This window comes from Paenibacillus aestuarii (genome assembly GCF_027789125.1).
Taxonomy (GTDB): domain Bacteria; phylum Bacillota; class Bacilli; order Paenibacillales; family NBRC-103111; genus Paenibacillus_E; species Paenibacillus_E aestuarii.
In genome coordinates this window covers 23049-44593 of record NZ_JAQFVF010000033.1, presented here as the reverse complement: position 1 = coordinate 44593, position 21545 = coordinate 23049, and the positions used below count along the sequence as shown (strand labels likewise).

The 21545-nt window shown below is 53.2% G+C and carries 19 protein-coding genes and 1 riboswitch; of the genes, 3 read left to right on the top strand and 16 right to left on the bottom strand.

From position 1 onward, the window contains the following. From O9139_RS15335 to O9139_RS15310, 6 genes are all read right to left on the bottom strand, one after another. On the bottom strand, positions 1 to 606 hold the full coding sequence (locus O9139_RS15335; RefSeq protein ID WP_270880344.1) for an ArsR/SmtB family transcription factor: 606 nt from the start codon (positions 604 to 606) through the stop codon (positions 1 to 3). Between the two features lie 280 nt (positions 607 to 886). Further along, positions 887 to 1531: a thiamine phosphate synthase gene (thiE, locus tag O9139_RS15330; protein ID WP_270880589.1), complete on the bottom strand. Its 645-nt coding sequence runs from the start codon at positions 1529 to 1531 to the stop codon at positions 887 to 889. A gap of 44 nt (positions 1532 to 1575) precedes the next feature. Then, on the bottom strand, positions 1576 to 2343 hold the full coding sequence (locus tag O9139_RS15325) for a thiazole synthase (RefSeq protein WP_270880343.1): 768 nt from the start codon (positions 2341 to 2343) through the stop codon (positions 1576 to 1578). 3 nt (positions 2344 to 2346) lie between these two features. Continuing rightward, positions 2347 to 2544, bottom strand: coding sequence for a sulfur carrier protein ThiS (gene thiS / locus O9139_RS15320; RefSeq protein ID WP_270880588.1), 198 nt, complete (start codon positions 2542 to 2544; stop codon positions 2347 to 2349). Positions 2545 to 2546: 2 nt separating this feature from the next. Then, the gene (thiO, locus tag O9139_RS15315; RefSeq protein ID WP_270880342.1) at positions 2547 to 3812 is read right to left on the bottom strand and encodes a glycine oxidase ThiO; all 1266 of its coding nucleotides are present in this window, start codon (positions 3810 to 3812) and stop codon (positions 2547 to 2549) included. Continuing rightward, a complete protein-coding gene (locus O9139_RS15310; RefSeq protein WP_270880341.1) occupies positions 3809 to 4435 on the bottom strand; it encodes a thiamine phosphate synthase in 627 nt (208 codons plus the stop codon). The genes thiO and O9139_RS15310 overlap by 4 nt, the downstream gene beginning before the upstream one ends. Positions 4436 to 4555: 120 nt before the next feature. Next, positions 4556 to 4654: riboswitch (TPP riboswitch) on the bottom strand. A 160-nt stretch (positions 4655 to 4814) separates the two neighbouring features. Between O9139_RS15310 and O9139_RS15305 the strand changes: the two genes are divergently transcribed. Next, positions 4815 to 5801, top strand: a complete 987-nt coding sequence (locus O9139_RS15305; protein ID WP_270880340.1) for a bile acid:sodium symporter family protein — start codon at positions 4815 to 4817, stop codon at positions 5799 to 5801. 62 nt (positions 5802 to 5863) lie between these two features. On the opposite strand, the gene O9139_RS15300 is transcribed toward O9139_RS15305, so the two are convergent. The 4 genes from O9139_RS15300 to O9139_RS15285 form a co-directional block, all read right to left on the bottom strand. Next, positions 5864 to 6376: a YbjN domain-containing protein gene (locus tag O9139_RS15300; protein WP_270880339.1), complete on the bottom strand. Its 513-nt coding sequence runs from the start codon at positions 6374 to 6376 to the stop codon at positions 5864 to 5866. An 11-nt stretch (positions 6377 to 6387) separates the two neighbouring features. Further along, positions 6388 to 7470 (bottom strand): nitric oxide synthase oxygenase, encoded by a 1083-nt coding sequence (locus O9139_RS15295; RefSeq protein ID WP_270880338.1) that lies wholly within the window; start codon positions 7468 to 7470, stop codon positions 6388 to 6390. 89 nt (positions 7471 to 7559) lie between these two features. Next, a complete protein-coding gene (locus O9139_RS15290; RefSeq protein WP_270880337.1) occupies positions 7560 to 7889 on the bottom strand; it encodes a hypothetical protein in 330 nt (109 codons plus the stop codon). Positions 7890 to 7908: 19 nt separating this feature from the next. Beyond that, positions 7909 to 8607, bottom strand: a complete 699-nt coding sequence (locus tag O9139_RS15285) for a pirin family protein (RefSeq protein ID WP_270880336.1) — start codon at positions 8605 to 8607, stop codon at positions 7909 to 7911. A 235-nt stretch (positions 8608 to 8842) separates the two neighbouring features. On the opposite strand from O9139_RS15285, the gene O9139_RS15280 reads away from it, so the two are divergent. Both O9139_RS15280 and O9139_RS15275 read left to right on the top strand, forming a co-directional pair. Continuing rightward, complete coding sequence (locus O9139_RS15280) at positions 8843 to 9550, top strand: 3D domain-containing protein (RefSeq protein WP_270880335.1); 708 nt, start codon at positions 8843 to 8845, stop codon at positions 9548 to 9550. A 281-nt stretch (positions 9551 to 9831) separates the two neighbouring features. Then, positions 9832 to 13095, top strand: coding sequence for a CBM96 family carbohydrate-binding protein (locus O9139_RS15275; protein ID WP_270880334.1), 3264 nt, complete (start codon positions 9832 to 9834; stop codon positions 13093 to 13095). A 70-nt stretch (positions 13096 to 13165) separates the two neighbouring features. Here the strand turns inward: O9139_RS15275 and O9139_RS15270 are convergent, their stop codons facing one another. The 6 genes from O9139_RS15270 to O9139_RS15245 all read right to left on the bottom strand — a co-directional run bounded on the left by O9139_RS15270 (position 13166) and on the right by O9139_RS15245 (position 21170). Next, positions 13166 to 14467: an ABC transporter substrate-binding protein gene (locus O9139_RS15270; RefSeq protein ID WP_270880333.1), complete on the bottom strand. Its 1302-nt coding sequence runs from the start codon at positions 14465 to 14467 to the stop codon at positions 13166 to 13168. Between the two features lie 33 nt (positions 14468 to 14500). After that, positions 14501 to 16069, bottom strand: coding sequence for a response regulator (locus O9139_RS15265; protein WP_270880332.1), 1569 nt, complete (start codon positions 16067 to 16069; stop codon positions 14501 to 14503). 13 nt (positions 16070 to 16082) lie between these two features. After that, positions 16083 to 17912 carry a cache domain-containing sensor histidine kinase gene (locus O9139_RS15260; protein WP_270880331.1) on the bottom strand — a complete coding sequence of 610 codons (1830 nt, stop codon included), beginning with the start codon at positions 17910 to 17912 and terminating at the stop codon, positions 16083 to 16085. A 39-nt stretch (positions 17913 to 17951) separates the two neighbouring features. Then, positions 17952 to 18764 carry a carbohydrate ABC transporter permease gene (locus tag O9139_RS15255; protein ID WP_270880330.1) on the bottom strand — a complete coding sequence of 271 codons (813 nt, stop codon included), beginning with the start codon at positions 18762 to 18764 and terminating at the stop codon, positions 17952 to 17954. Positions 18765 to 18776: 12 nt separating this feature from the next. Continuing rightward, positions 18777 to 19700, bottom strand: coding sequence for a carbohydrate ABC transporter permease (locus tag O9139_RS15250; protein ID WP_270880329.1), 924 nt, complete (start codon positions 19698 to 19700; stop codon positions 18777 to 18779). Positions 19701 to 19844: 144 nt separating this feature from the next. Further along, the gene (locus tag O9139_RS15245; protein WP_270880328.1) at positions 19845 to 21170 is read right to left on the bottom strand and encodes an ABC transporter substrate-binding protein; all 1326 of its coding nucleotides are present in this window, start codon (positions 21168 to 21170) and stop codon (positions 19845 to 19847) included. Between the last annotated feature and the right edge of the window lie 375 nt (positions 21171 to 21545).

The window sequence follows — 21545 nt, the reverse complement described above, 5'->3', positions numbered from 1 at the left end:
TCATCTCTCCTCTTCTTCTTCGACTGGGGCAAACAGGGGTCCATTCGTCTGAAACCCGACCGTAGTCAAGTAGTACCATTCCCCGTCTTCATCCTGGTTGGCATCCAGCTCAAAAATGAGATTGCGAAACTTCCGCAGCCACTCCGCATACTTCTCTTTCTTCATCTTCACTTCGACCTGCGTCATAATGATCGGCCATTGTGAGCGGTCGGATGACTGAATCTGGAATGCCTCTTCTGGTGCAGTGAGCGCCCTGCGCCTGGCACGGGCAAGCACGCTTAACGTGCGTTCACGGTAATAACTCTCCACTTCCGAGACATACGGCAGCAGCTTCTCGCTAGGTACGAAACCACGGGCGACCGCACGATAAAACTTTTGTACGATGCCGTTCTTGAGCTCCGTACGAATGACCGAAATGAAGCCGTGCTTCTCCAGCTCATTCAAGTGATAATGCACCTTCGCACGCGCCATATCTAATAGTTTAGCCAACTGTTGACCTGTATACGCCTTCTCGATCAGCAATTGAAGCACTTTGGCGCGCAGCGGGTCACTAACGGTTTTCAATTGCTCCAGATCTTCAATGATATAAATCGGCTGCAGCTTCATCTTGGATTCGACCTCCCTCTAATCACCCATAGCATCGCGCTCATGCGAGCTATCGGCCAGTACTTACTCTCCATAGAGAGATTAATTGGACGACGGTCAAATCTTTTTAACCGTATCATAATGCCAAAAGAAAATGATGTCAATTAAACATTTGTAAGCGTTGAACATAATTTCACGCACTCCGATCAACGCGTTAAAGGGGTAACGAACGATAGCTTTTCTCTATGGTAGCAAAAAGGGGCGTTTCTGTCATCACTTTCAACAGAAATGCCCCTTAGAATTATAAACACGCCCCTAGCAAGCGGGCGGCTGCCTCCTGCGGCGAGCGCGCCTCAGTGATCGCGCTCACGACCGCCACGCCGTCCGCCCCTGCGCGGATGACGGCGCCACAGTTCCCGGCATCGATCCCGCCGATGCCGACGAGCGGGAGCCGGATGCCCGCTTCGCGCATCCGGGCTATCATGGCCGGGCCCCGGACCTCACGCGCATCGAGCTTGGTGCGTGTGGCGTATTGGGGCCCGACGCCCAAATAGTCGGCGCCTGCGGCCATCGCCGCCGATGCCTCCGCCGGATCGTGGGCTGACACGCCCACGATCATCTGCGGCAGCCGCTCGCGCACAGCGGCGGCTGGCGCATCCTCCTGGCCGATGTGAATGCCATCGGCCGCCAGCTCTAGAGCCAGCCGTTCATCGTCATCCACGATGAACGGGATCCCATGCTGCGCGCACAGCCGCCGCAGCCTTGCGCCCAGCGCGAGACGTGCCTGCCCCTGCAGGGCTCCGGCACCTTTCTCGCGAAACTGAAACATCGTGATGCCGCCTGCGATCGCAGCCTCCAACACACGGACCGGGTCCGCCCCGCCGCAGTTCGGACTGCCCATCACCAAATACAGGCGCAGCGCCTGCCTGATCTGTTGCTCATTCATCATCTGGCTGGTCTTTCCCCTCCTTGATGCCATTATGCCGTTCGTTATACCCGGCTGAACCCTTCCATCGGGCTGCTTGCCGAAGCATAGCGCTTTTTAGGAATACGCCCCGCCTCGTAACCGGCGCGCCCCGCCTCGATCGCGAGCTTCATCGCCAGCGCCATTTTGACCGGATCCTTCGCCCCTGATACCGCAGTATTCAACAGTACGCCGTCAGCGCCCATCTCCATCGCCAGCGCCGCATCCGAAGGCGCACCGATTCCGGCATCCACGATAACCGGCACAGTCGCTTGCTCGATGATAAAGCTCAGGTTGAGCGGATTCACGATGCCTTGGCCGGTACCGATCGGCGATGCGCCCGGCATGATGGCGTGCACGCCCAGATCCTGCAGACGCTTGGCCAGCAGCACATCATCCGAAGTGTAAGGCAGCACGATAAAGCCCTCGGCAAGCAGCATCTCCGACGCCTTCAAAGTCTCGATCGGATCAGGCAGCAAGGTGCGCTCGTCGCCGATCACCTCGACCTTGATCATGTCGCAGAGACCCGAAGCTTTAGCCAGCTTAGCGATGCGCACCGCTTCTTCCGCCGTCTTGGCCCCGGCTGTGTTCGGCAGCAGCGTGAACTGCGAGACATCCAGCATCGATAAGAAATTCGGCTGGCTCGCCTCAAAAATATTCATTCGCCGCACCGCGAACGTTAAAATCTGTGATTCACTGACATCCACAGCTTGTTTTTGAATCTCAAAATTGGGGAACTTCCCCGTACCGAGCAAAAGACGTGAATGAAACTCGTAATGACCAATTTTTAACATTTTTTATCCCCCTCCAACAAAATGAACGATTTCAATACGATGCCCTTCAGCCAGCTCCGTCTGTGTATGGTCTTCCTTCTGTAAAATGGTCTGGTTATGTTCGACAACCAGCATCTTGCCCAGCAGATCGAAATGGGCGAGCAGCTCCGTAACTGTGGTGATCGTATCCGGTACATCTACCGTCTGACCGTTAATGTGCAGCTTCACGACTTGACGACTCCTTCCGTTTCCTTAATTAGGCCCGCCGCTTGCCGCCGCTCCGGACCAAAAGCCTCCCTCCACGACAAGCTCATTTGCTCTTCACGATCCAGCGTAGTTCTGTTTGATACTACTTCTATTTCATCTAATTCAAGCTCCAGCTGCGCTCCCAAATCCACTCCGGACGTATCGCCTGCCACCATATCCGCCACCACCTTGCCCGTGATCGGACTGAGTAGAATGCCGTTGCGGTAATGGCCGCAAGCCGCGTACAAACCGTCGCAGCCCGGCACACGGCCGATGTACGGCAGTCCGTCCAGCGTCTGCGGGCGCAAGCCCGACCAGGCGCGCTCCCATTCCGCTTGGCCGATCGCAGGCATGAGCTGCTTCGCCCGCTCCATCAGCTCGGCCAGCGCAGCCAGCGAGACTTTGCGGTCATAGCTACCCGGCACGACTGAGGCGCCGACCAGCAGTCTGCCGCCGGCCTTGGGCACGATATAACAACCCGGTGTAAATAGGGTTTTGCGCAGCACAGGCTGCGGCGTGATGACCGAGAAGCATTCCCCTTTAACGGGGAATACAGGCAGCTCCACGCCGATGCCCGCGAGCAGCGTGCCGCTCCATGCCCCCGAGGCGACGACGACGCGCTCGCTGTAGAGCGGGCCCTCGCTCGTCATGACGCCGACGGCCCGGCCCTGCTCAATCAGCAGCCCTTGCACGTGGGCGAATTCCTGCACGTTCGCCCCAAGCAGCCTGGCTGCTTGCGCAAAAGCTTGAGCCAGCAGCGGCGCCTCCACCTGCCCGTCCTCGGGCAGGTACAGCGCTCCGCGCACGTCCTGGCTCAAGGCCGGCTCCAGCCGGGCGGCTGCAGCTGCGCTCAGCCACTCGGCTGGCTCGCCTGCTGCGCACTGCAGCTTTTCGCGCGCGCGCAGCTCTTCCTCTTGAGCGTCGCTGAGCGCGACGTTCAACAGCCCTTCACGGACGAGACCGATGTCGATGCCCGTGAGGTCCTTAAGTTCCCGCGCCAGCTGCGGGAACATGCCCCGGCTGCGCCGGGCCCACTGGAACAGCGGGCCGGTGTCTTCCATCTCGGACTGTGCGCCGAGCATGCCGCCCGCTGCCGCCGAAGCCTCGGCGCCTGCCCGCCCGCGCTCCAGCACGGTGACGGCCTGCCCGCGCTTGGCGAGATAGTACGCTATGGCGCAGCCGATGACGCCGCCGCCGACAATAAGGACATGATGATGACGTTGTGGAACATAGGCTGTGTTCATCGTTGTTTCGACTCCTTTATCGTTAACTCATTCGCATAAGCCCGAACAGCTTGCTCCGGATCAGCCGCATCCCAAATACCGCTCATGACCGCTACACCAGAAGCGCCCGCCTCAAGTACAGGCCTGATCCGCTCTGGCGTCACCCCGCCAATGGCAATAACGGGAATGGAGACTTCAGCTGTCACTTCGCTTAGCAGCTCCAATCCTCTTGGAGGCAGCCCCGGCTTGGATCCCGTCTCGTAAATATGTCCGAACACCAGGTAATCCGCTCCCTCCTGCTCGCGCTGCCGCGCTTCATTGACGCCATGCACAGATACCCCTGTCCGTAGGGCTCGGTTGGACATATCGTGCAAGGATGTCAGCTGCGGGCTGCTTCCCGCCATGTGCAAGCCACCCAGTGTAACGGTTGCGGCAATGGACAGGTGGCCGTTCACGTACAACCGTTCGGCGGGCACTCCTGCTGCCAGCGCCGCCCCGATGAGGCGGAGCACCTGCTCGGCGGGCTTCTCTTTTTCCCGAATATGTATGGCTGTGACGTAAGGATGAATGCAACCTGCAATCCGGGCGAATGTCGCCTCCTCCAGCTTGCCGTTTGAAATGACATGCAGTTCATAACCGGCCATTTCCCATCCCCTCCCCTCTGCGATAAAAAATGAACGCAAAAAAACCACTTTCCATGAGGAAAGTGGTTGAATCGTCCGCCCTATGCCAAACATGCATATACATGCGCAGCTAGTTTGATTATCCTTCAAATTCCACTTTCCTCCGCTGGTATGACCCAGTTCAGGTTCAAAGGGTTCAGATTACTCTGTCTCAGCCTTACGGCGCCCCTAGGGAAACACTTCATTTTATTGTTAATTATCATAGCACGCCTGCCAACGCTTGGAAATAGGGAATTTACCAACCGCCCTAAAGCTTCTATAATGGGAACAACCGCATTTGCCCGTGTGCGTGCTGCGCCATTAGGCATTACAACAATCTTCAGGGAAGGAAGTCCTCCACTTGCTGCCGCAACTCAATAAAAAAATGGAAAAGATCATGCCATTGATTACTCCCGTTAGCGTTCTGACCGGCGTTCTGTTGGGCAGCCATTTATCCGGGTATGCTTACTTATCGCCCTGGATTTTTGCTTTTATGACGTTCTCGGGGAGCATCAGTTCAAGCTTCAAGGAATTTGTCCAAGTCGTCGTCCAGCCGCTGCCACTCATTATTACACTGCTTATTTTACATGTGTTGATGCCTTTACTTGCCATGGGATTGGGGCATGTCGTGTTTAGCAGCGACTCCTTCACGATATCCGGCCTTATTTTGGCCGCCGCTATCCCAACAGGCATTACCAGTTTCGTCTGGGTTGCTATTTACCGCGGACATATCGCGCTAACGCTCTCGATTATATTAGTGGATACGCTGCTTTCACCGTTTATCGTCCCTTATACCATGTCGCTGCTTGTCGGAGCGAAGGTGCATCTGGACACGTTCGGTATGATGAAAGGGATGCTCATCATGGTCGTAGTGCCCTCTTTAATCGGGATGATGCTAAATCAGTTCACACAGGGCAAAATCAAAGAACAATGGAGCGGCCGTTTAGGGCCTTTCTCCAAAATCGCCATGGGGATTGTCGTGGCCATTAACGGCTCGGTGATCGCCCCCTATTTGCGGGATATTAACAGCAAACTGATCGGGTTGGCTGTTTTCGTCCTCTTCCTGACCGCTCTGGGCTACGTCTTGGGCTGGCTGATCGCCAAGCTGATGCGCTGGCCGGATGATGTTGTCGTCGCACTAACCTTCAATGGCGGCATGCGCAATATTAGCGCCGGGGCGGTGATTGCCGTTGCTTATTTTCCAGCTCCGGTCGCCATTCCCGTTATCCTCTGCATGCTGTTCCAGCAGTCGCTCGCCTCGCTCTTCGGCTATTTGCTGAATAAGCAGTATGCTTTGACAAAAGTGCCCGGTCCCACGAGTTTAACAGCTAGGAAAATTTCATCTTAAAAAGAAAAAAAGCTGCCCCTCGTCATCTGCGACGATTTCAGGGCAGCTTCTTGCGTATACTTTCACATATCCAATACTTGCGCAACATCAGCTTCCCCGCTGGCAACCTGCTCGATCGGATCGGCAAACATGTCGCATATATAAACGAACAGACTGAGAATGTCCAGCATTTCCTCGCTGCCGAACAAGCGTGAAGCGGACACGCTGTACACGTAGCGATAATGCAGCTCGTCCTGCTCATTCAGTCCAAAATGGCCGATTGGCAGCCGGGAGTTGATGCGCAGCAGCAAATCAGCCACGGCGTCGCGCTGCCCTTCCTTTAATGAGAACGGAAGTGTGCTATAGATCTGCAGCAAATGAATCGCCGTCATGTCCTCCTCATCCAAGGGCAAGAAGCTGAAGTGCAGAAACCGGTCCCGCCCCTTGCTATCCTCTTGAAAAGCCGCGATCAGCATATGAAGCGGAATGGTCTCGGACTTCTCCATGAGGTTGGTAATGAGCCCTGCCTCGTCCAAAATTTGCTTCAGCAGCTCGAGCTGCTCCCATTGGCGTGCCTGTATGGAATATGTCGACATAGCCGTCTCCTTCATCGATTGTGGTAAAAAAAGTTCGGGGTTTTCACTTTATTCTCATAATGCGTGTGAAAAATATGCGTGGCCGCAGGCGACATCGGTGGAATCAGCCACGTCCAATTCCCCGTCACTTCACGCCCGCTCCGCTGTTCCCGTTCCTCGAACCGCATAAACTGCTGTGCAGCGGTGTGATGGTCAACAATGGTAACCCCCTGCTTCTGATAAGAATGCAGCACCGCTACATTCAACTCCACAAGCGCTTTATCTTTCCACAGCGTTGCTTCCCGGCGTGTATTCAACCCCAGCAGCGAGGCAACGCGCGGCAGCATATCATACCGCGCTTGATCGGCGAAATTTCTAGCCCCGATTTCCGTCCCCATATACCATCCGTTAAAAGGTGCAGCTGGATATACAAGCCCGCCGATTTCAAGGCGCATATTGGATACGATAGGCACCGCATACCATTTGAGATGCAGATCGGCAAAGTCGGGAATTTCGGGGTGAGTAATCTCCACCTCCATCACGAGCTCCGGCGGAATTTCGAAATAGCGCGGCGCTCGCTCGCCGATCTGCACGACCAGCGGCAGCACGTCAAAGTGCGTTCCCGCTCCTTCCCAGCCCAGCGACCGGCAAAGCTCGGTCACCTTCAGCGAAGCCGGATCGCCCAGCATGCCGTGCTCCGTCTCGTATCCGGCGTAACGGATCAGCTGGTCGTTCCACACGCGAACCGTGCGCTCAGGTGTGTGTGCAGGCTGAAAGACGGTAATCATAGGGCGGATTTTACCGTTATTCGTGGCCGTTGCGATATGTTGAACCAGCGCTTCAGTCATCTGTTCCTCTGTATCCGCATGCCTCGCGTCCTGAATTTGCAGCGTCTCCCAGAACAGTCTGCCAATGCAGCGGTTGCTGTTGCGCCAGGCCATCTTGGCCCCATGCTCCAGCTCCTCCGCCGTATGATCATAATAGCCTGTCTCTTGTACGTGCTGCGTAACTTCGGCCAGACGCGCTTCCAATTCCTGCCGGCTCTTGCCCAGCTCGCCATAACATTCAGTAATAAAAGATGCTGCTTCCTGTACAAGTTGTTCCCGGTCTTTCATTGCTGTTCTCCTATCCATATCAAGCTCGAACACCGAGCAGCACTTTGCCCGGGCTCTTGCTCCCCTTCACCTATCTGGCCCCAGGCACGTTATAACTGTGTGCTAAAAAGATCGGGGATATATTCAATCTTGGATTGCGCCACAATGACGAGCTGCTTGCTTTCTTCCTCATAACGAACCGGACCCTGGAGGACATAGAACCATAATTTCCGTGTTGGTTCGTTCTCAAACTCCTGGAAGATAAAAACGTTCAGTTCGTCCTTCCATTTGAGCAGCTCCGCAGTTTCGTTCTTTTCGATCTGAACCGTAAATATCCATTGATCCCCATCCTGCTGCCACGTGTAAGGAAGCGGATGCTTGCCAGTGTCAATGAAGGATCGGCCCCCGACGGCATGTTTGACCAAAAATGTCTCTTTCATTTGCACGAACCTCCCCATATTATGGCAAATCGATGAGCATGAAATGAGCGTTCTCCAAAGCATTCAGCTCAATAGCTGGCTCGGCGGTGATCCGCAAGGCGTCTTTCTCTGCCAAGACGGTGCCATTCACCGCCAATTTGCCGCTAAATACCATGAGGAACACCCGGCGCTCCCCATGTTGGCGGTGCGTCAACTGCTTGCCGCTCTCCAGCTTGCTCAAGAAGATGCTCAGATCCTGATGAATCTGGGCTGCATGCTCGCCGCCTTCAGGCGTGACAACGGGCAGCAGCGCATTGTGCATTGCTTCTGATACATAAGTCACGTTCTCAAATGATGGGGCCAACCCCCGCTCTGACGGCATGAACCACAGCTGCAACAGCGTTAGCGGCTCCGTCTCTGACGCGTTATATTCCGCATGTACAACACCTGTCCCTGCAGACATCCGCTGCACGCCGCTCGCCGTCGTAACCGCAACGTGGCCGAGACTGTCCTCGTGCTTAATCGCTCCGCTGAGCACGATGGTGACAATCTCCATATCGCTGTGCGGGTGCGGGCCGAATCCGCGCCCTGGCGCAATATCGTCATCATTGCAAACGCGCATGACCCCGAAGCCCGTATTGCCCTCATCAAAATAATCGCCAAACGAAAAGCTGCGGTGCGTCTTCAGCCAACCTATATCCATCGAACTCCGTGATGCTGCGGGAAATACTTGGATCACAATCATCGCCTCCTTTTTTCTTAGTTATAGCTTATCATAGTCTCCCGGCGATATACCATGTCAGAACAATGTCGGAACGATGGCAGATCGGGGGCAGCTTTCCATCAGCTTTCCATCAACTTGCCAAGCAATGTTCAAGCTATTTTCAAAAAATATAACGCTAACGTATATTCTCCCAAATCTTAGGCAAATCTAGTATCTATAATTCTACTTTTTTCTAATAGGAGGAAATACTATGTTTAGTAATAGTCGTAAAATGCTGCTTATCACTTTGCTGCTTAGCTCACTGTTCTTAATCAGTCTGTTTCCTGTTCATAAAGCTTACTCGTACCCTGCCAGTGAAGACGGCGGCGAAATTCCCTCATCGTATAGCCTTGCTTCCAGCAGTACGGAGCCTCCGGCGGAAACAGAGCCTACCGTATCGCTTCCATCACAAACGAAATATCAAGTCAATCGTGGGGATACGTTGTTCAAAATCGCCTCTAGCTTCGGTGTCAGTGTTGACGATGTCATGAGCGCCAATAATATTCAAAATCCAAAGAGCCTGCAGGTTGGGCAAACTCTTTTGATTCCTACTGGGACTGGCAGCATCTCGATGCCGGGCGGCCAGCATCAAATTATTAAAAAAGTGCTGAACACGACACTCACCGCCTATACCGCCGGCTATGAATCGACCGGCAAGCGAAGCTCGCATCCCGAATACGGCATTACTTACAGCGGTATGAAAGCGCAGGAGGGCCGGACCATTGCCGTCGACCCGAATGTGATTCCGCTAGGCTCTACCGTATTTATTGACGGAATTGGGATTCGCCAGGCAGAGGACATCGGTTCAGCCATTCGCGGGTCGCGGATCGACGTCTTCATGAACGATTTGGGCGATGCGCAGGAGTTCGGTATTAAGAAAAATGTGCGCGTATATTTGCTGGAAAAAGAGAACCTGTAAAGGAAAACAGTCAGTCCCTCGCGGCTGGCTGTTTCTTTGTGCAGATATGGAAAATACACAATGGGATATAAAAAAAACCTATCCTTCCTGTCCAAACGAAACGTTTATAGTAAAAAAGATACGGCAGATCTAAGCCAATTTTGTCCAACTGTGAGGTGAAACGCAGCTTCGCTTTGCCTTCGCACCGCAATTTGTAAGCGTTGCCAACATTCTGCAGCAAGCCTCACGTAAGCTAGCGGCGCTTGGCAGCAAGACCACATTTTGATAGGGGTGACAATTTGATGTTATTCAAATCCAATCGCAAGCGCATCTCCGCTCTACTCATCTTCAGCCTGCTCCTGCAGCTCGTCCTTTTCCCTGCTCTGGGACATGCCCTGGAGCTGGATGCCGGCAACGCCCTGCAAACAGACGATGCCTTGATCGACAGCAGCAAGCCTGCCACCAACATCAACAGCAAGACAGGAACATCCGAAGGGCTGTTCAGCATGAGCTCGACGGCTACGACCAAACGGTATGCCTACTATAAATTCGATCTCACGGGCTTCAACGACGTGACGAACAAGTTTTATTTTCAAGTCAGCGCCAAAAAAGGTTCCTCCAATACGAACGTTGAACTCTCCGTCCTCGGGCTGGAAGACACGTCGTGGTCAGAGACGACCCTTACCTGGGACAACGCGCCGGGCAAAGATCTCGTCACCGCCGTCTCGCTCGGCAAGTTTACCGTAACTACGCCAAACAATGTCACGCCGGTCCTGCACACCGTAGATGTATCCGACTATGTCCGCAGCCATCTGAACAGTGGGGCTGTGACGTTTATCGTGGCGGATCCGGCTGGCACAGGCGTCAGCTTGAACATCTACACCAAAGAAGCGACTGGCAGCAATCCAAAGCCAAGGCTCGCCGTGAAGCAGGTGATTGATGAGACGAGTGATACGACGCCTCCCGCATGGCCTGGCGGCAGCAGCCTGAAAGCGGGCAATCTGGGTACGAACTTCATCAGTCTGGCCTGGCCTGCAGCTGCAGACAATACGGCCGTTACAAACTACCGCATCTCGAATAATAACACGGTGCTGGCAACAGTTTACGGCGCCACTTATTATGATGTGAACGGTTTGACGCCGAATACGGACTACACATTCACCGTCGAAGCCGGCGATGCGGCCGGCAATTACAGCACAAGCGGCTTGAGCCTCAATCGCAAGACGCTTGCTGAGCCTATTCAGCCGATACCAGTGGTTGGCGTTACGGCCAGCAGCAATGACGGCAATATCGAGATTAATACGATCGATAACAACTTATTTACGCGCTGGTCCGCCTCCGGCGACGGTCAATGGATTATGTACGATCTCGATGATATCGTTCAGGTCGGCTATGTAGGTATTGCCTTCTACAAGGGGGACATGCGCTCGACGACGTTTGACATCGAGACGTCTACGGACGCCGAGCATTGGTCGCCGGCGTTCAGCGGCCAGAGCAGCGGCAGGACAACGGCGATGCAGCCTTTCGACATCCCCGGTACAGCCGCTCGCTACATAAGGATCACCGGCCACGGCAACTCCGACGCCTCCCTGTTCACAAGCCTGACGGACGTGCATATGTATGCCCCGTTTGCCAATGGGGACACACCCGTTGCCATCATCCCTTATTATGTGCCTGGCCCGCCGCCGGGAACTCTGCCATTCACGCAGCCGGGCATGACGAATCCGGACGGTTCCGAGCACGTGCTGCACACGCCGAACCCGGTCACCGGCCGGACGCTGAATGTGCTCGATTACGGCGCGGATCCGGCCGACAACAGTAATGACGACCGCCCGGCGCTGCAGGCGGCAATCAATGCGGCTGTCAGCGGCGACGAAGTTTATCTGCCCAGCGGCGTCTACAACTTGAACAGCGCCCCTGACGGGACGATGAATATTGCCTTGAAATCCGGCGTCAACCTGCGCGGAGAAAACCAAGCAGGCGCGATCATCAAAACGGCGCTGAATAAGGTTAAAAACAGTACCGCACTCAAATCCGTCCGTCAGCACGATTTTGTCATCTCCAACTTGACGGTGACCTCATCTTGGACCGGTGCCTATTCCACGGATCACACTGTGAATAATCCGGACGGCGGCGGCCCGGACAGTGCGATCATCGTCGCAAATTACGGTGAGGAGCCTTCCTACAATGTCACGATTGATCATGTGACGGTAGAGAAGTTCAGCCGCATGGGCATCCGGGTGGAAAGCAGCCACGATGTGGTGATCCGAAATGGCACCTTTCGCAATGCGACGGATGTCGGCCCTGGTGGAGCCGGTTACGGTGTCTCCTTCCAAGGTATCCCCAAGGTGGACCGCTTGGGCTTTGACAATGATACGCGCTGGAACCTTGTTGAAGATTCATCGTTTGAAGGACCCTACATGCGCCACGGCGCCTTGATTCAGAACGTGGCTCATAACAACGTCATCCGCAACAGTACGTTTAACCGGACAAAGCTGGATGCGATCGATATGCACGGTGAGTTGGAATACTTCAACGAAATTTACGGTAATCAGGTGACGGATATTTTCACGGGCGGCGCAGTCGGTCTCGGCAACACCGGCGGCACGGCACCGACGAATCACAGCAAATCGGGGCCGCGCAACTACATCCATGACAATCTCATTCGCAACACGCGCGAAGGTGTGAATGTGTCAATGGGCACGCCGGATACGATCATTGAACACAATATTTTGGAAAATACAACCACCATTGATAACGCGGTCGGGATCCGTATTCTAAACGGGCCAGGGACGGTCATTCGTGATAACATCATTCGCAACAATACAGCAGTGAATTATTGGGGGATCCTGCTGGCCTACGATAATGGTGATCAAAATGCCAATAACATCGGCAAAGGCGAGCCTCAAAACGTGCAAATCTACAATAACTCGCTGGCGGGCAACACGAATGGAATTAAGCTCGAGGCAGGTACGGGGATTGAGCTAAAAGGCAACCAGGTAGCCAGTCTCGGGACGAATTACGAGAAAGATCCCGGCGTCGAGGCTACAGAAGAATGGCCTCCGGCCGATACGACCGGACCCGAGATCCGCATACAGGCAAGCCCGCTCGTCTACCTTACGGATACTGTCCAGCTCCAAGTGGCTGTGAGTGATACGCTTAGCGGCGTTAACCAATTTGCCGTGAAGCTGGATGGCGCCCCGATCAGCGTTCCGGCTGCCTTGGAGCCGCTGTCGCTGCAGCTCGGCAGCCACCTCATCGAGGTGTCCGCAACCGATAATGCCGGTAATACGTCCGTCAGCTCCATGTCCTTCCAAGTCGTCATGGACATCAACCACCTGGATGAACTGCTGCTGATCGCCAAAAACAACGGCTGGATCAAGCATCCGCAGGCCTATACAGCCCTCAAGGCCTTGACCAGCCTGCTGCAAAAGCTGGACGGCAGCAAATTGAACGCTGTCCTGGATCAATTAAGCAGCGAAGTACAGACGCAATCCAGCCAAGGCAAGCTGGATGGCAAGTTGGCCGCTTGGCTGCAGCAGGTTCTTATAGCACTTCACAAATGACAAAAGCGGCAACCCTGACATGATCGTTCATGCTCCGGGTTGCCGCTTGTTTATTTAACGCCATATACGTTTAATTGGCTAAAATATCGTTCAGCTTTTTCTCCAGTGCCGCCAAGCCTTCGTCCGGGTCTCTGCCGCTCAGCACGATGCTCTGCAGCTCTTCGGACAGCGCCGTGAACAGCGTCCCGTACTTATCGGTGCGAGGCGCGAACTTCACCTGATGCTGCGCTTCAATGAACAGCTTGCGGTACGGCAGCTCCTGATAGGATGCGCTTTGTACGACAGCGCGATTGGCAGGCACGTGCCCCGCCTGCCCCCACGTCAGGCTGCCGACTTCGGAAAAATATTTCATAAACTCCATCGCAGCTTGCTGTTTCTCCCTCACCACATAAGCCGGGATGACCAGCGTATGTGCACTGCCCCAATGCACGGAGCTGCCGAATATCGGCGGAAGAGGCATCATGCCGACCGACAGCGAGGCGTCGTTCAGGTGATGGCCTGCTTCCCATACCCCGCCGAACCATAGGGCGGCTTTGCCGTTATGAAACGAATCCCACGGCGTTTTATCGTGAATGTCCGCCAGCCCTTCGGCGTATAGCTGCTGATAAAACTTCAGCACGCGCAGCGCTTTATCATTATGAATAGCCGCTCTCGTCATATCCGGCGTCAGCAGCTCGCCGCCCGCTTCGTCGTACATATTCAGGAACGGCTCCTGGAAGAACGGCGTGTTCACCGCCAGCGGCTGAACGTCCGGCACTTTCTGCTGAATTTGCTGCAGCATTCGCGTAAACCCTTCCGGCGTCATTTCGCCCAGCTGTGGAGTCTCATCCGCGTTCAATAAGCCTGCCTGCCGGAATATCGCTTTATTGTAATAGAGCATGTGAAAGTGCGTGTCGAGCGGCACGGCATAAGGCTGACCGTCAAAGCTGACACTCGCGACATTGGCATCCTCGATTTCTTGAAAAGCAAACCCGGCCTCAGTGGCCAGCGCCTGCAGCGGAATAATCTGCTTCGCCTTGACGAAGGGCGAAATCCGGTCGGCATGGACGACGGCCACGTCAGGGCCTTTGCCTGAAGAAAGCGCAGTACCCAGCTTTACATAGTACTCATTGGATTCCAAGCGCAGCTGTTTCACTTGGATCCGCTGCTGGGATGCATTAAAATCATGAATAATCTGCTCGACATAGTCCCCCTCGCCGCCCCCGAACGGATTCCAGAACGTGAGCTCCACCGGAGCCTGTTCCTGCCTCATAGCAGCTTGATCCATCTGTCCGGTGGAGCGGCCGCTCCAGACACCCGAGCATCCGGTCGCATAGAGGCTAAGCGTGAGAACGATGAACAGCAGCCGGCCTCGGCGATACGCTTTTTGCATCTGTGACCCCCTCTTCTCAGTAAGCGTTTGCAGTTAACCTTTGGCTCGATGACGATATTCGGAAGGCGATACGCCAGCAATTTTTTTAAACACTTTAGAGAAATACTTTGGATCCGGTATGCCTACCAAATGACCGATATCCGCCGTCTTCAGCTCACCGGTCAGCAGCGTCTTGGCTTTCTCAATGCGCACACGCGTCAAGTGCTCAAGAAAGCTCTCTCCCATCTCTTTTTTGAATAGATTGGCAAAATAGTTTTTGCTTAAATGAACGAAGCTGCTGATCGATTGCAAGGAAATTTCCTGATGGTAATACTGCTGAATGTATTGTGTCGCTTTAATAATGCTGTTTCGGTCACTGTTGTAGACGCCAACCATATGGGCAATCAGCTCATCAAACGCTTGAATAAACCAGGCTTTACTCTCATGAATCGTTTCCAGCTTGGAGATTTGGTCGTAGTACTGCTTTTTCAACTCAATCATGCTTTCCTGATCGCTGTTCACATCCGACCACAGGCTTGTAAGCATAATGAGCAGCTCCAACGAAATAATTTGCACCATATCCAAATCTTTGCGCAAAGCCAACTGTTCGAACAACGTTTCCAAATGCAGACGCAGCTCCTTGGCCTGAAAGGCATAGACCATCGAGTGAATGTGGCTCGCGCTCACGCGAAGCGGCTCTTGGGGACGGTTGCCCGCAGCAGGTCCGTAATCTTCGCCGAAGGCGATCGCTCTGCCGCTGCCGACAAACATTTTATATTTGACCGCCAATTTGGCCTGTTCAAAACCTTGCTGCAGCTTCCCGGCTTCCTCCACGCCGGAGCTAATACCGATCGTACACCGCATACCGGATGGCTTCAACTGCTGAATCAAGGTGTCTGCCAAACCCGACACCCACTTGTGTGCTTGCGCAGCTGGCATGCCGGGAAATAGCAGCATATTTATTTCCCCCTGACGATCGGCGAACGCTTCATAGTCCGCTTCCCGCTCCGCCAGCATATCCTCCAGCATCTCCCGGAATTGCTGCCCTTGCCCGGCGGTAACCCCTTGCTCCATCCCCTCTCTGCAAAGATGAAGCACATACACGGGCGCTTCCCATGCGGGGAGTCCTAATTCCTCCCACAGGTTGGCTGCATCGTCGCATATTCCCTCTGCGAGATCAAGCAGCAGCTTCTCCCGGCGCATCGGTTCCATGGCCGCTTCCTTTTTCTCGCCGCCGGTCTGAGCCGTACGCTCAATCACCTCTTTCACTTGCAGTAAGGCGCGCTCAAAGTCCCTCGGCATCATGTCCGATTTAATCAAATATTCCGAGACGCCGTAACGAATCGCTTCCTTCGCATATTGAAAATCCTCCAAATTGCTGAGAATCAAAATTTTCAGCTGCGGGCTCAACTGCCGGGCTTCGGCAATGAGCGCCAGACCGTCCATAACCGGCATTTTGATATCCGTAATTAATATGTCCGGCAGCTCATCGCGCATCAACTCCAGCGCTTCTTGACCGTTAGCGGCCTCGCCTGTCACTGTCATGCCGAGCTTATCCCAGTCGATCATCGACCGGATGCCGAACCTGACAATATATTCATCTTCCACAATGACCACTCGCACGATGATGTTCCTCCTACCTCATGAAAGGGAGCCGAATCCGGATGGTCGTCCCCCTGCCAGGTTCACTCTGAATGTCCAGTCCATAGTCTGTGCCGCAGATCAGCTTAATGCGCTCATCGACATTAGCCAGACCGATCCCGCCCATTTTGTCACTGGGAGCACCTAAGCTTTCCACTGTAGCCGGGTCCATGCCCCGACCGTTATCCGCGACTTCAAACCGAATGCCCCTGTCCGGGTGCATGCCACAGCGAATGTGAATCTCTCCGCCTGCATCTTCGCGCTCAGTAAAAGCGTGAAGAATCGCATTCTCCACAATCGGCTGCAGGATCAGCTTTGGCGTCCGCAGCAGCCGCACTTCATCGTCGAGGTGGACATACGTCTGAATGTTAAAGTTGAATCTGAACTTCTGAATGCCCAGATAACACTGCACATGCTCGATTTCTTCCTCAACGGTGACAGTCTCCTCGCCTTTGCCAAGGCTGATGCGCAGCAATCGGGAAAGCAGACTGACCATTTCGGCGGCATGCCCAGCCTTCTGCAGCAAAGCCGTCCATTTAATAATATCCAACGTGTTATATAAAAAGTGAGGATTAATCTGCGCCTGCAGCGCTTTGAGCTCGGCGACCCGCTTATGGTTCTGCTCCTCATAGACCGCTTTGAGCAGCTCATCGATTTTGGCTACCATATAATTGAAGTTCTCGCCCAGTATATCAAATTCGTCATTTCTCCGCTTCGCCATAAAGCGAACACTCAAATCGCCGGACATGACCTGGCGCATGAGGCGGGTCATTTTGAGAATCGGCCTGGAGATGGAGTTCGCCAGAAACATTGCCGTCACGATGGAAAAAATAATACAAATGACCGCAATAATCATGATGATTTGCAGCATGCGGTTCGAATCTTTGTACATCGACGACTCTGAGATGACGTTTACGACCATCCAGTCGTTTGTATGCAGCTTTTTGTAATTGACGATCATATGGTGCCCCTTGTATATCAGCGGAAAGCCGCTCGTCTGCGGCTGCGACTTCAAGATCTGCGCATAACCGTCCTCTCCCAGTACTTCTCTGACATGTTTGCCCAGGAACTGGTTATCCGGATAGGATACGATCAGGCCGGACCCATCGATGACAAAGCTCTGGATGTCCAGATTGCTCTTGGTCGTCTTCGTCCCAATCTCCTTCAGCACATCTTCGCGAATATCCAGCACAGCGATAATACCGACGGGACTATCATCCGACGTCTTATAAATCTGTTTGGCGAGTGAAAATACAGGTACACTCTGCGAGTTCAAGCTGTCGACATAAGTGCCGATTCGGGTGGGAAACCAGCGGAAGTTACTGCCATCCTCCAGTGTGCGGAGAAACGGCGAAACGATGCCGACCGAACGATCGCTCCAACGATAAATACCTTTGATATAATGCTTCGGTGATAAAAAAGAGATCGATTGGAAGTCCTGATTAATCGCAATAATCGTGGAAAGCTTCGTTGTCAGCGATAAGCTGTCCAGATCGTACTGCGAACCATCTGTGCCATCCAGGGCCCGCAGCATGGAAACGATTTCATTGTTGCCTACAACTTGCATCATCATATCCTTGTAAATACCTAGGCGGGTATCCATATTGTCCGCGGTTTGTTTCAGCAGCTGCTCGGAGTATTCCGTTATTTTCGAGTTAATCGTCGATTTTGAGATCGAATACGAAATAAATCCCATGGCCAGCAAGGGCGTCAGGGAAAATAGAAATAAAAGCAGCATCCATTTATAACGTATGCTGCTCGTCCATATGCGTATCCAGGGGGACAGCTTGTGCCACCCGGATTTTTTTCCGAATCTTTGGGTCATGTGGCCGGCCCTTTCCTTCCCTTGAATCAGTGTCGCTGATTACCCCTTAATGCCTGACATCGCGACGCCTTGAACGATGTGGCGCTGCAGGACGATGAAGACGATAATCGTTGGAATGGCCGCTATGGCACTCGCCGCCATGATCATGTTCAACGACATTATATTATTCGACAAAAAGGTAGGTAGTCCTGCCGACAGGATCATGTTCTCTTGTGAAGTGATGGACAAATAAGGCCAGAGGAAGTTATTCCATGACATGATGAAATAAAAGATGCCGACGGAGACCATGGCTGATTTGGTCAAAGGCAGGCAGATGCGCCACCAGAGGCCGCTGCTCGGGCATCCGTCGATTTGGGCGGCTTCGATGTAGTCCTTCGGAACGCCGTCCATGAACTGCTTAAGCAGCAGAATCCCGATCGGATTGGTCAAGCCTGGAAGAATGATGGCCCAGATGTTGTCGATCAGCTTCAAATGCAGCGTCGTCTCATACAGCGGAATAAGAATCGCTTCCGTCGGAATAAGCAGCCCTGATGCGATCAGCACGTAGAACAAGCCTTTGGACTTGAAAGGCATCTTGGAAAAGGTGAAAGCCGCTAACGAGCTAAAGAGCAAGGAAATAACTGTCGTAATTTCCCCGATCAGCGTGCTGTTCCAGGTCCAGCGCAAAATTTGCGACGTTGTGATCACCTTGACATAATTGCCAAGCTGCAGATCCGAGAACGTAACCCAATCTTTAAGCGTATAGACGTTGACACCGTCGGGCTTAAGGGACACGAGCAGCATCCAGATCAGCGGAAAAATAAATAGCAGCGCGAGAAGCACAGCGATAGCGTTAAGAAGCAATCTTTTCATCCTGAACCTCCGTCAGTCTTTACTGTCTGTAAGTTTAAATTGTAAGACTGCAATCAGCAGCATGATCAAGCAAAAAACAATCGACTGTGCGGAGGCGAGTCCGAACATGTCCTTTTTGAACCCTGTCACATAAATGTAGCGAATCATCGTGTTGGTGGAATCGCCAGGTCCGCCGCCGGTCATAATTTGCACTTGTCCGAACAGCTTCAAGCCGGCAATCACCTGATAAAACACTTGTATTTTCATGACTCTCGACAAACCGGGCAGCGTAATATGCCAAAATTGCTTCCAGGCGCCAGCGCCATCTATTTTCGCAGCTTCATAATGATCCGTAGGAATCTCTTGTAATCCTGCCAAAAATAAAACCATGACAAAGCCGACTGTCCACCAATCGGTTGTAAGCGTAATGGCCGGCCAGGCCAAGTTTTTATCGGTCAGCCAGTGCAAATCCCCCGGTACGCCGATCAGTTTGAGGAAGGCATTAATCGGCCCGTATTTGGAATCGAACAGGCGCAGCCAAATGAAACTAATAACGGATACGGACAGGACATACGGCATAAAAAACACCGAACGGATCGCTGTGCGGAACCAGATTTTTTGATTAATCAACAGGGCCAGCAGCAACCCAAGGATGATGACGCTTGGTACGTTGAGAATAACGAAGTAAAACGAATGCCAGAGATACAGATAAAAATCGGAATCGGTAAAAATCTTTTTATAGTTGGCCAAGCCCACGAACTTTTGCATCCCTTGGATGCTCCAGACGTGCAAGCTCATCCAGGCGCCCCGCCATACCGGCCATAAGTAAAAGACGGCGAACGGAATGAGAAAAGGAAGCAGGTAAGCGATGGCCTTCACTTCGGCAGTCATGCGCGCTGCCTTCTGGGGCTTGCGGAGGACCAATGTCCTTTCGCTCTCTGTCACTTTAATATCCATTGGTTACTCTCCTTTGATCTCTCTAAAATGAAGGGTGAAACCGCCGTTTGGATTGCGGCGACTCCACCCTAGCCTCTTTAATTGCGTTTTATTGCACCGCGTGTGCCCCCCAGGAAATGGTGCCCGCCGGACGGTAAGTTAAGATTAGTTCGATAGAATATCGTTAATTTGTTTTTCCATGTTTTTCAGGCCATCTTCCGGAGTCTGCTTGCTGAAAATAATATTTTGCAGCGACTCAGACACCGTTGTGATGATGGTCGTGTATTTGTCCGTTTGCGGTGCGAATTTCACTGTTTTTTGAGCTTCAAGGAAGAAGCTGCGGTACGGTAGCTTTTTGAACTCATCGCTCGTTGTAACCGCGCTATTCGCTGGTACGTGACCCGCTTGACCCCATGTTTTACCGCCTACTTCAGAGAAATACTTCATAAACTTCGCAGCCGCTTCTTGCTTCTCCGGCGCTACGTAAGCAGGCACCACAAGTGTGTGCGAGCTAGCCCAGTGCGTAGGACTTCCGAAAATTGGGGGAAGTGGCATAGCCCCGATGTTCGGCGATTTATCGCCTAGCAGCAAGCCCGCTTCCCAGACACCGCCGAACCAGAAAGCCGCTTTACCGTTATGGAACGTGTCCCAAGGGCTCTTGTCGTTCAAATCGGCGTACTTGTTCTTATACAGGTCCATATAGAACTTCAGTACACTTAGCGCTTTGTCATTATTAATGGCTGCTTTCGTATTGTCAGCGTTCAACAGATCGCCGCCCGCTTCATAGTACAGGTTGAGGAACGGCTCTTGGAAATACGGCGTGTTCACTGCGAGCGCTTGCACGTCCGGCACTTTTGCTTGGATTTGCGCGAGTGTTTTCTCGAAGCCTGCCGGTGTCATATCACCCAGTTTTGGCGTGCCGTCATCGTTTAGGAGATCCGCTTTTTTCAGCAAATCTTTATTGTAATAGAACATATGGAAGTGGGTGTCCAATGGAACGGCGTAGGGCTTGCCGTTATAGGTTACACTTTTGATGTTAGACTCCGAAACATGCGTGAGATCGAAGCCCACTTTGCTGGCCAGTTGATCGATCGGCACGATCTGCTTCGCTTTGACGAACGGCGAGATGCGGTCTACGTGTGCGACAGCGACATCCGGTCCTTTAGAAGAGGACAGCGCTGTGCTGAGCTTGGCGTAGTACTCGTTCGACTCTAGGCGAAGCTGCTTCACCGTGACTTCCTTCTGCGAATCATTGAAGCCTTTGATGATTTGGTCGACGAAGTCGCCCTCACCTCCGCCGAACATATTCCAGAACGTAATTTCAACCGGGCTGGCGGCTTTCGCCTCGGCTTTGGCCGTTGCTGCTGCTGACGGGCTTATAGCCGGCTTTGCAGTGGCAGCGCTTTCTTGCGTGCCCGTCGAGCATCCCGTCGCGATCAGGGCCAATGCCGCTACGCTTGCGGTGAGTGTGCTTGCGAATTTTTTCTTCATGTTCGATACAACCCTCTCTTCATGTAGTTAAAGACTAACTGACTAGCGTAAGCCCTTTCATATGGATGCTTTACTGTTTTTGTGTTCGTGTTAGGGCTTCCTTGTTTATAACTTTAACGCGTTTTGGCGGTCAGCTGAACCGATAAAAGACACATAAAAGGGGGGCATATTTACGGTATGTAAAGCGCTCTCATGGGGGTGGAGTAGAAAATGTTATGATTGGTGGAGAAATGAAAGGGAGTGAAACTCCCAGGCTCGCTCGTAGTGCGCTCTTTAGAGCGAATTTTTCGCTTTGCAAATTCCCAAACCCTCAGCGACGATCTCTAAAGCGACTTTCCGCTTAGTAGACCACCAAACCCTCAGCGACGATCTCTA

What these genes read in the sequence shown, in the direction of transcription:
- O9139_RS15275 (WP_270880334.1), top strand. Translation starts at nt 9,832, where the DNA reads ATGTTATTCAAATCCAATCGCAAGCGCATCTCCGCTCTACTCATCTTC.
- O9139_RS15255 (WP_270880330.1), bottom strand. Translation starts at nt 18,764, where the DNA reads ATGAAAAGATTGCTTCTTAACGCTATCGCTGTGCTTCTCGCGCTGCTA.
- O9139_RS15280 (WP_270880335.1), top strand. Translation starts at nt 8,843, where the DNA reads ATGTTTAGTAATAGTCGTAAAATGCTGCTTATCACTTTGCTGCTTAGC.
- O9139_RS15295 (WP_270880338.1), bottom strand. Translation starts at nt 7,470, where the DNA reads ATGAAAGACCGGGAACAACTTGTACAGGAAGCAGCATCTTTTATTACT.
- O9139_RS15290 (WP_270880337.1), bottom strand. Translation starts at nt 7,889, where the DNA reads ATGAAAGAGACATTTTTGGTCAAACATGCCGTCGGGGGCCGATCCTTC.
- O9139_RS15245 (WP_270880328.1), bottom strand. Translation starts at nt 21,170, where the DNA reads ATGAAGAAAAAATTCGCAAGCACACTCACCGCAAGCGTAGCGGCATTG.
- O9139_RS15260 (WP_270880331.1), bottom strand. Translation starts at nt 17,912, where the DNA reads ATGACCCAAAGATTCGGAAAAAAATCCGGGTGGCACAAGCTGTCCCCC.
- O9139_RS15270 (WP_270880333.1), bottom strand. Translation starts at nt 14,467, where the DNA reads ATGCAAAAAGCGTATCGCCGAGGCCGGCTGCTGTTCATCGTTCTCACG.
- O9139_RS15250 (WP_270880329.1), bottom strand. Translation starts at nt 19,700, where the DNA reads ATGGATATTAAAGTGACAGAGAGCGAAAGGACATTGGTCCTCCGCAAG.
- O9139_RS15325 (WP_270880343.1), bottom strand. Translation starts at nt 2,343, where the DNA reads ATGTTAAAAATTGGTCATTACGAGTTTCATTCACGTCTTTTGCTCGGT.
- O9139_RS15310 (WP_270880341.1), bottom strand. Translation starts at nt 4,435, where the DNA reads ATGGCCGGTTATGAACTGCATGTCATTTCAAACGGCAAGCTGGAGGAG.
- thiE (WP_270880589.1), bottom strand. Translation starts at nt 1,531, where the DNA reads ATGAATGAGCAACAGATCAGGCAGGCGCTGCGCCTGTATTTGGTGATG.
- O9139_RS15335 (WP_270880344.1), bottom strand. Translation starts at nt 606, where the DNA reads ATGAAGCTGCAGCCGATTTATATCATTGAAGATCTGGAGCAATTGAAA.
- O9139_RS15300 (WP_270880339.1), bottom strand. Translation starts at nt 6,376, where the DNA reads ATGTCGACATATTCCATACAGGCACGCCAATGGGAGCAGCTCGAGCTG.
- thiO (WP_270880342.1), bottom strand. Translation starts at nt 3,812, where the DNA reads ATGAACACAGCCTATGTTCCACAACGTCATCATCATGTCCTTATTGTC.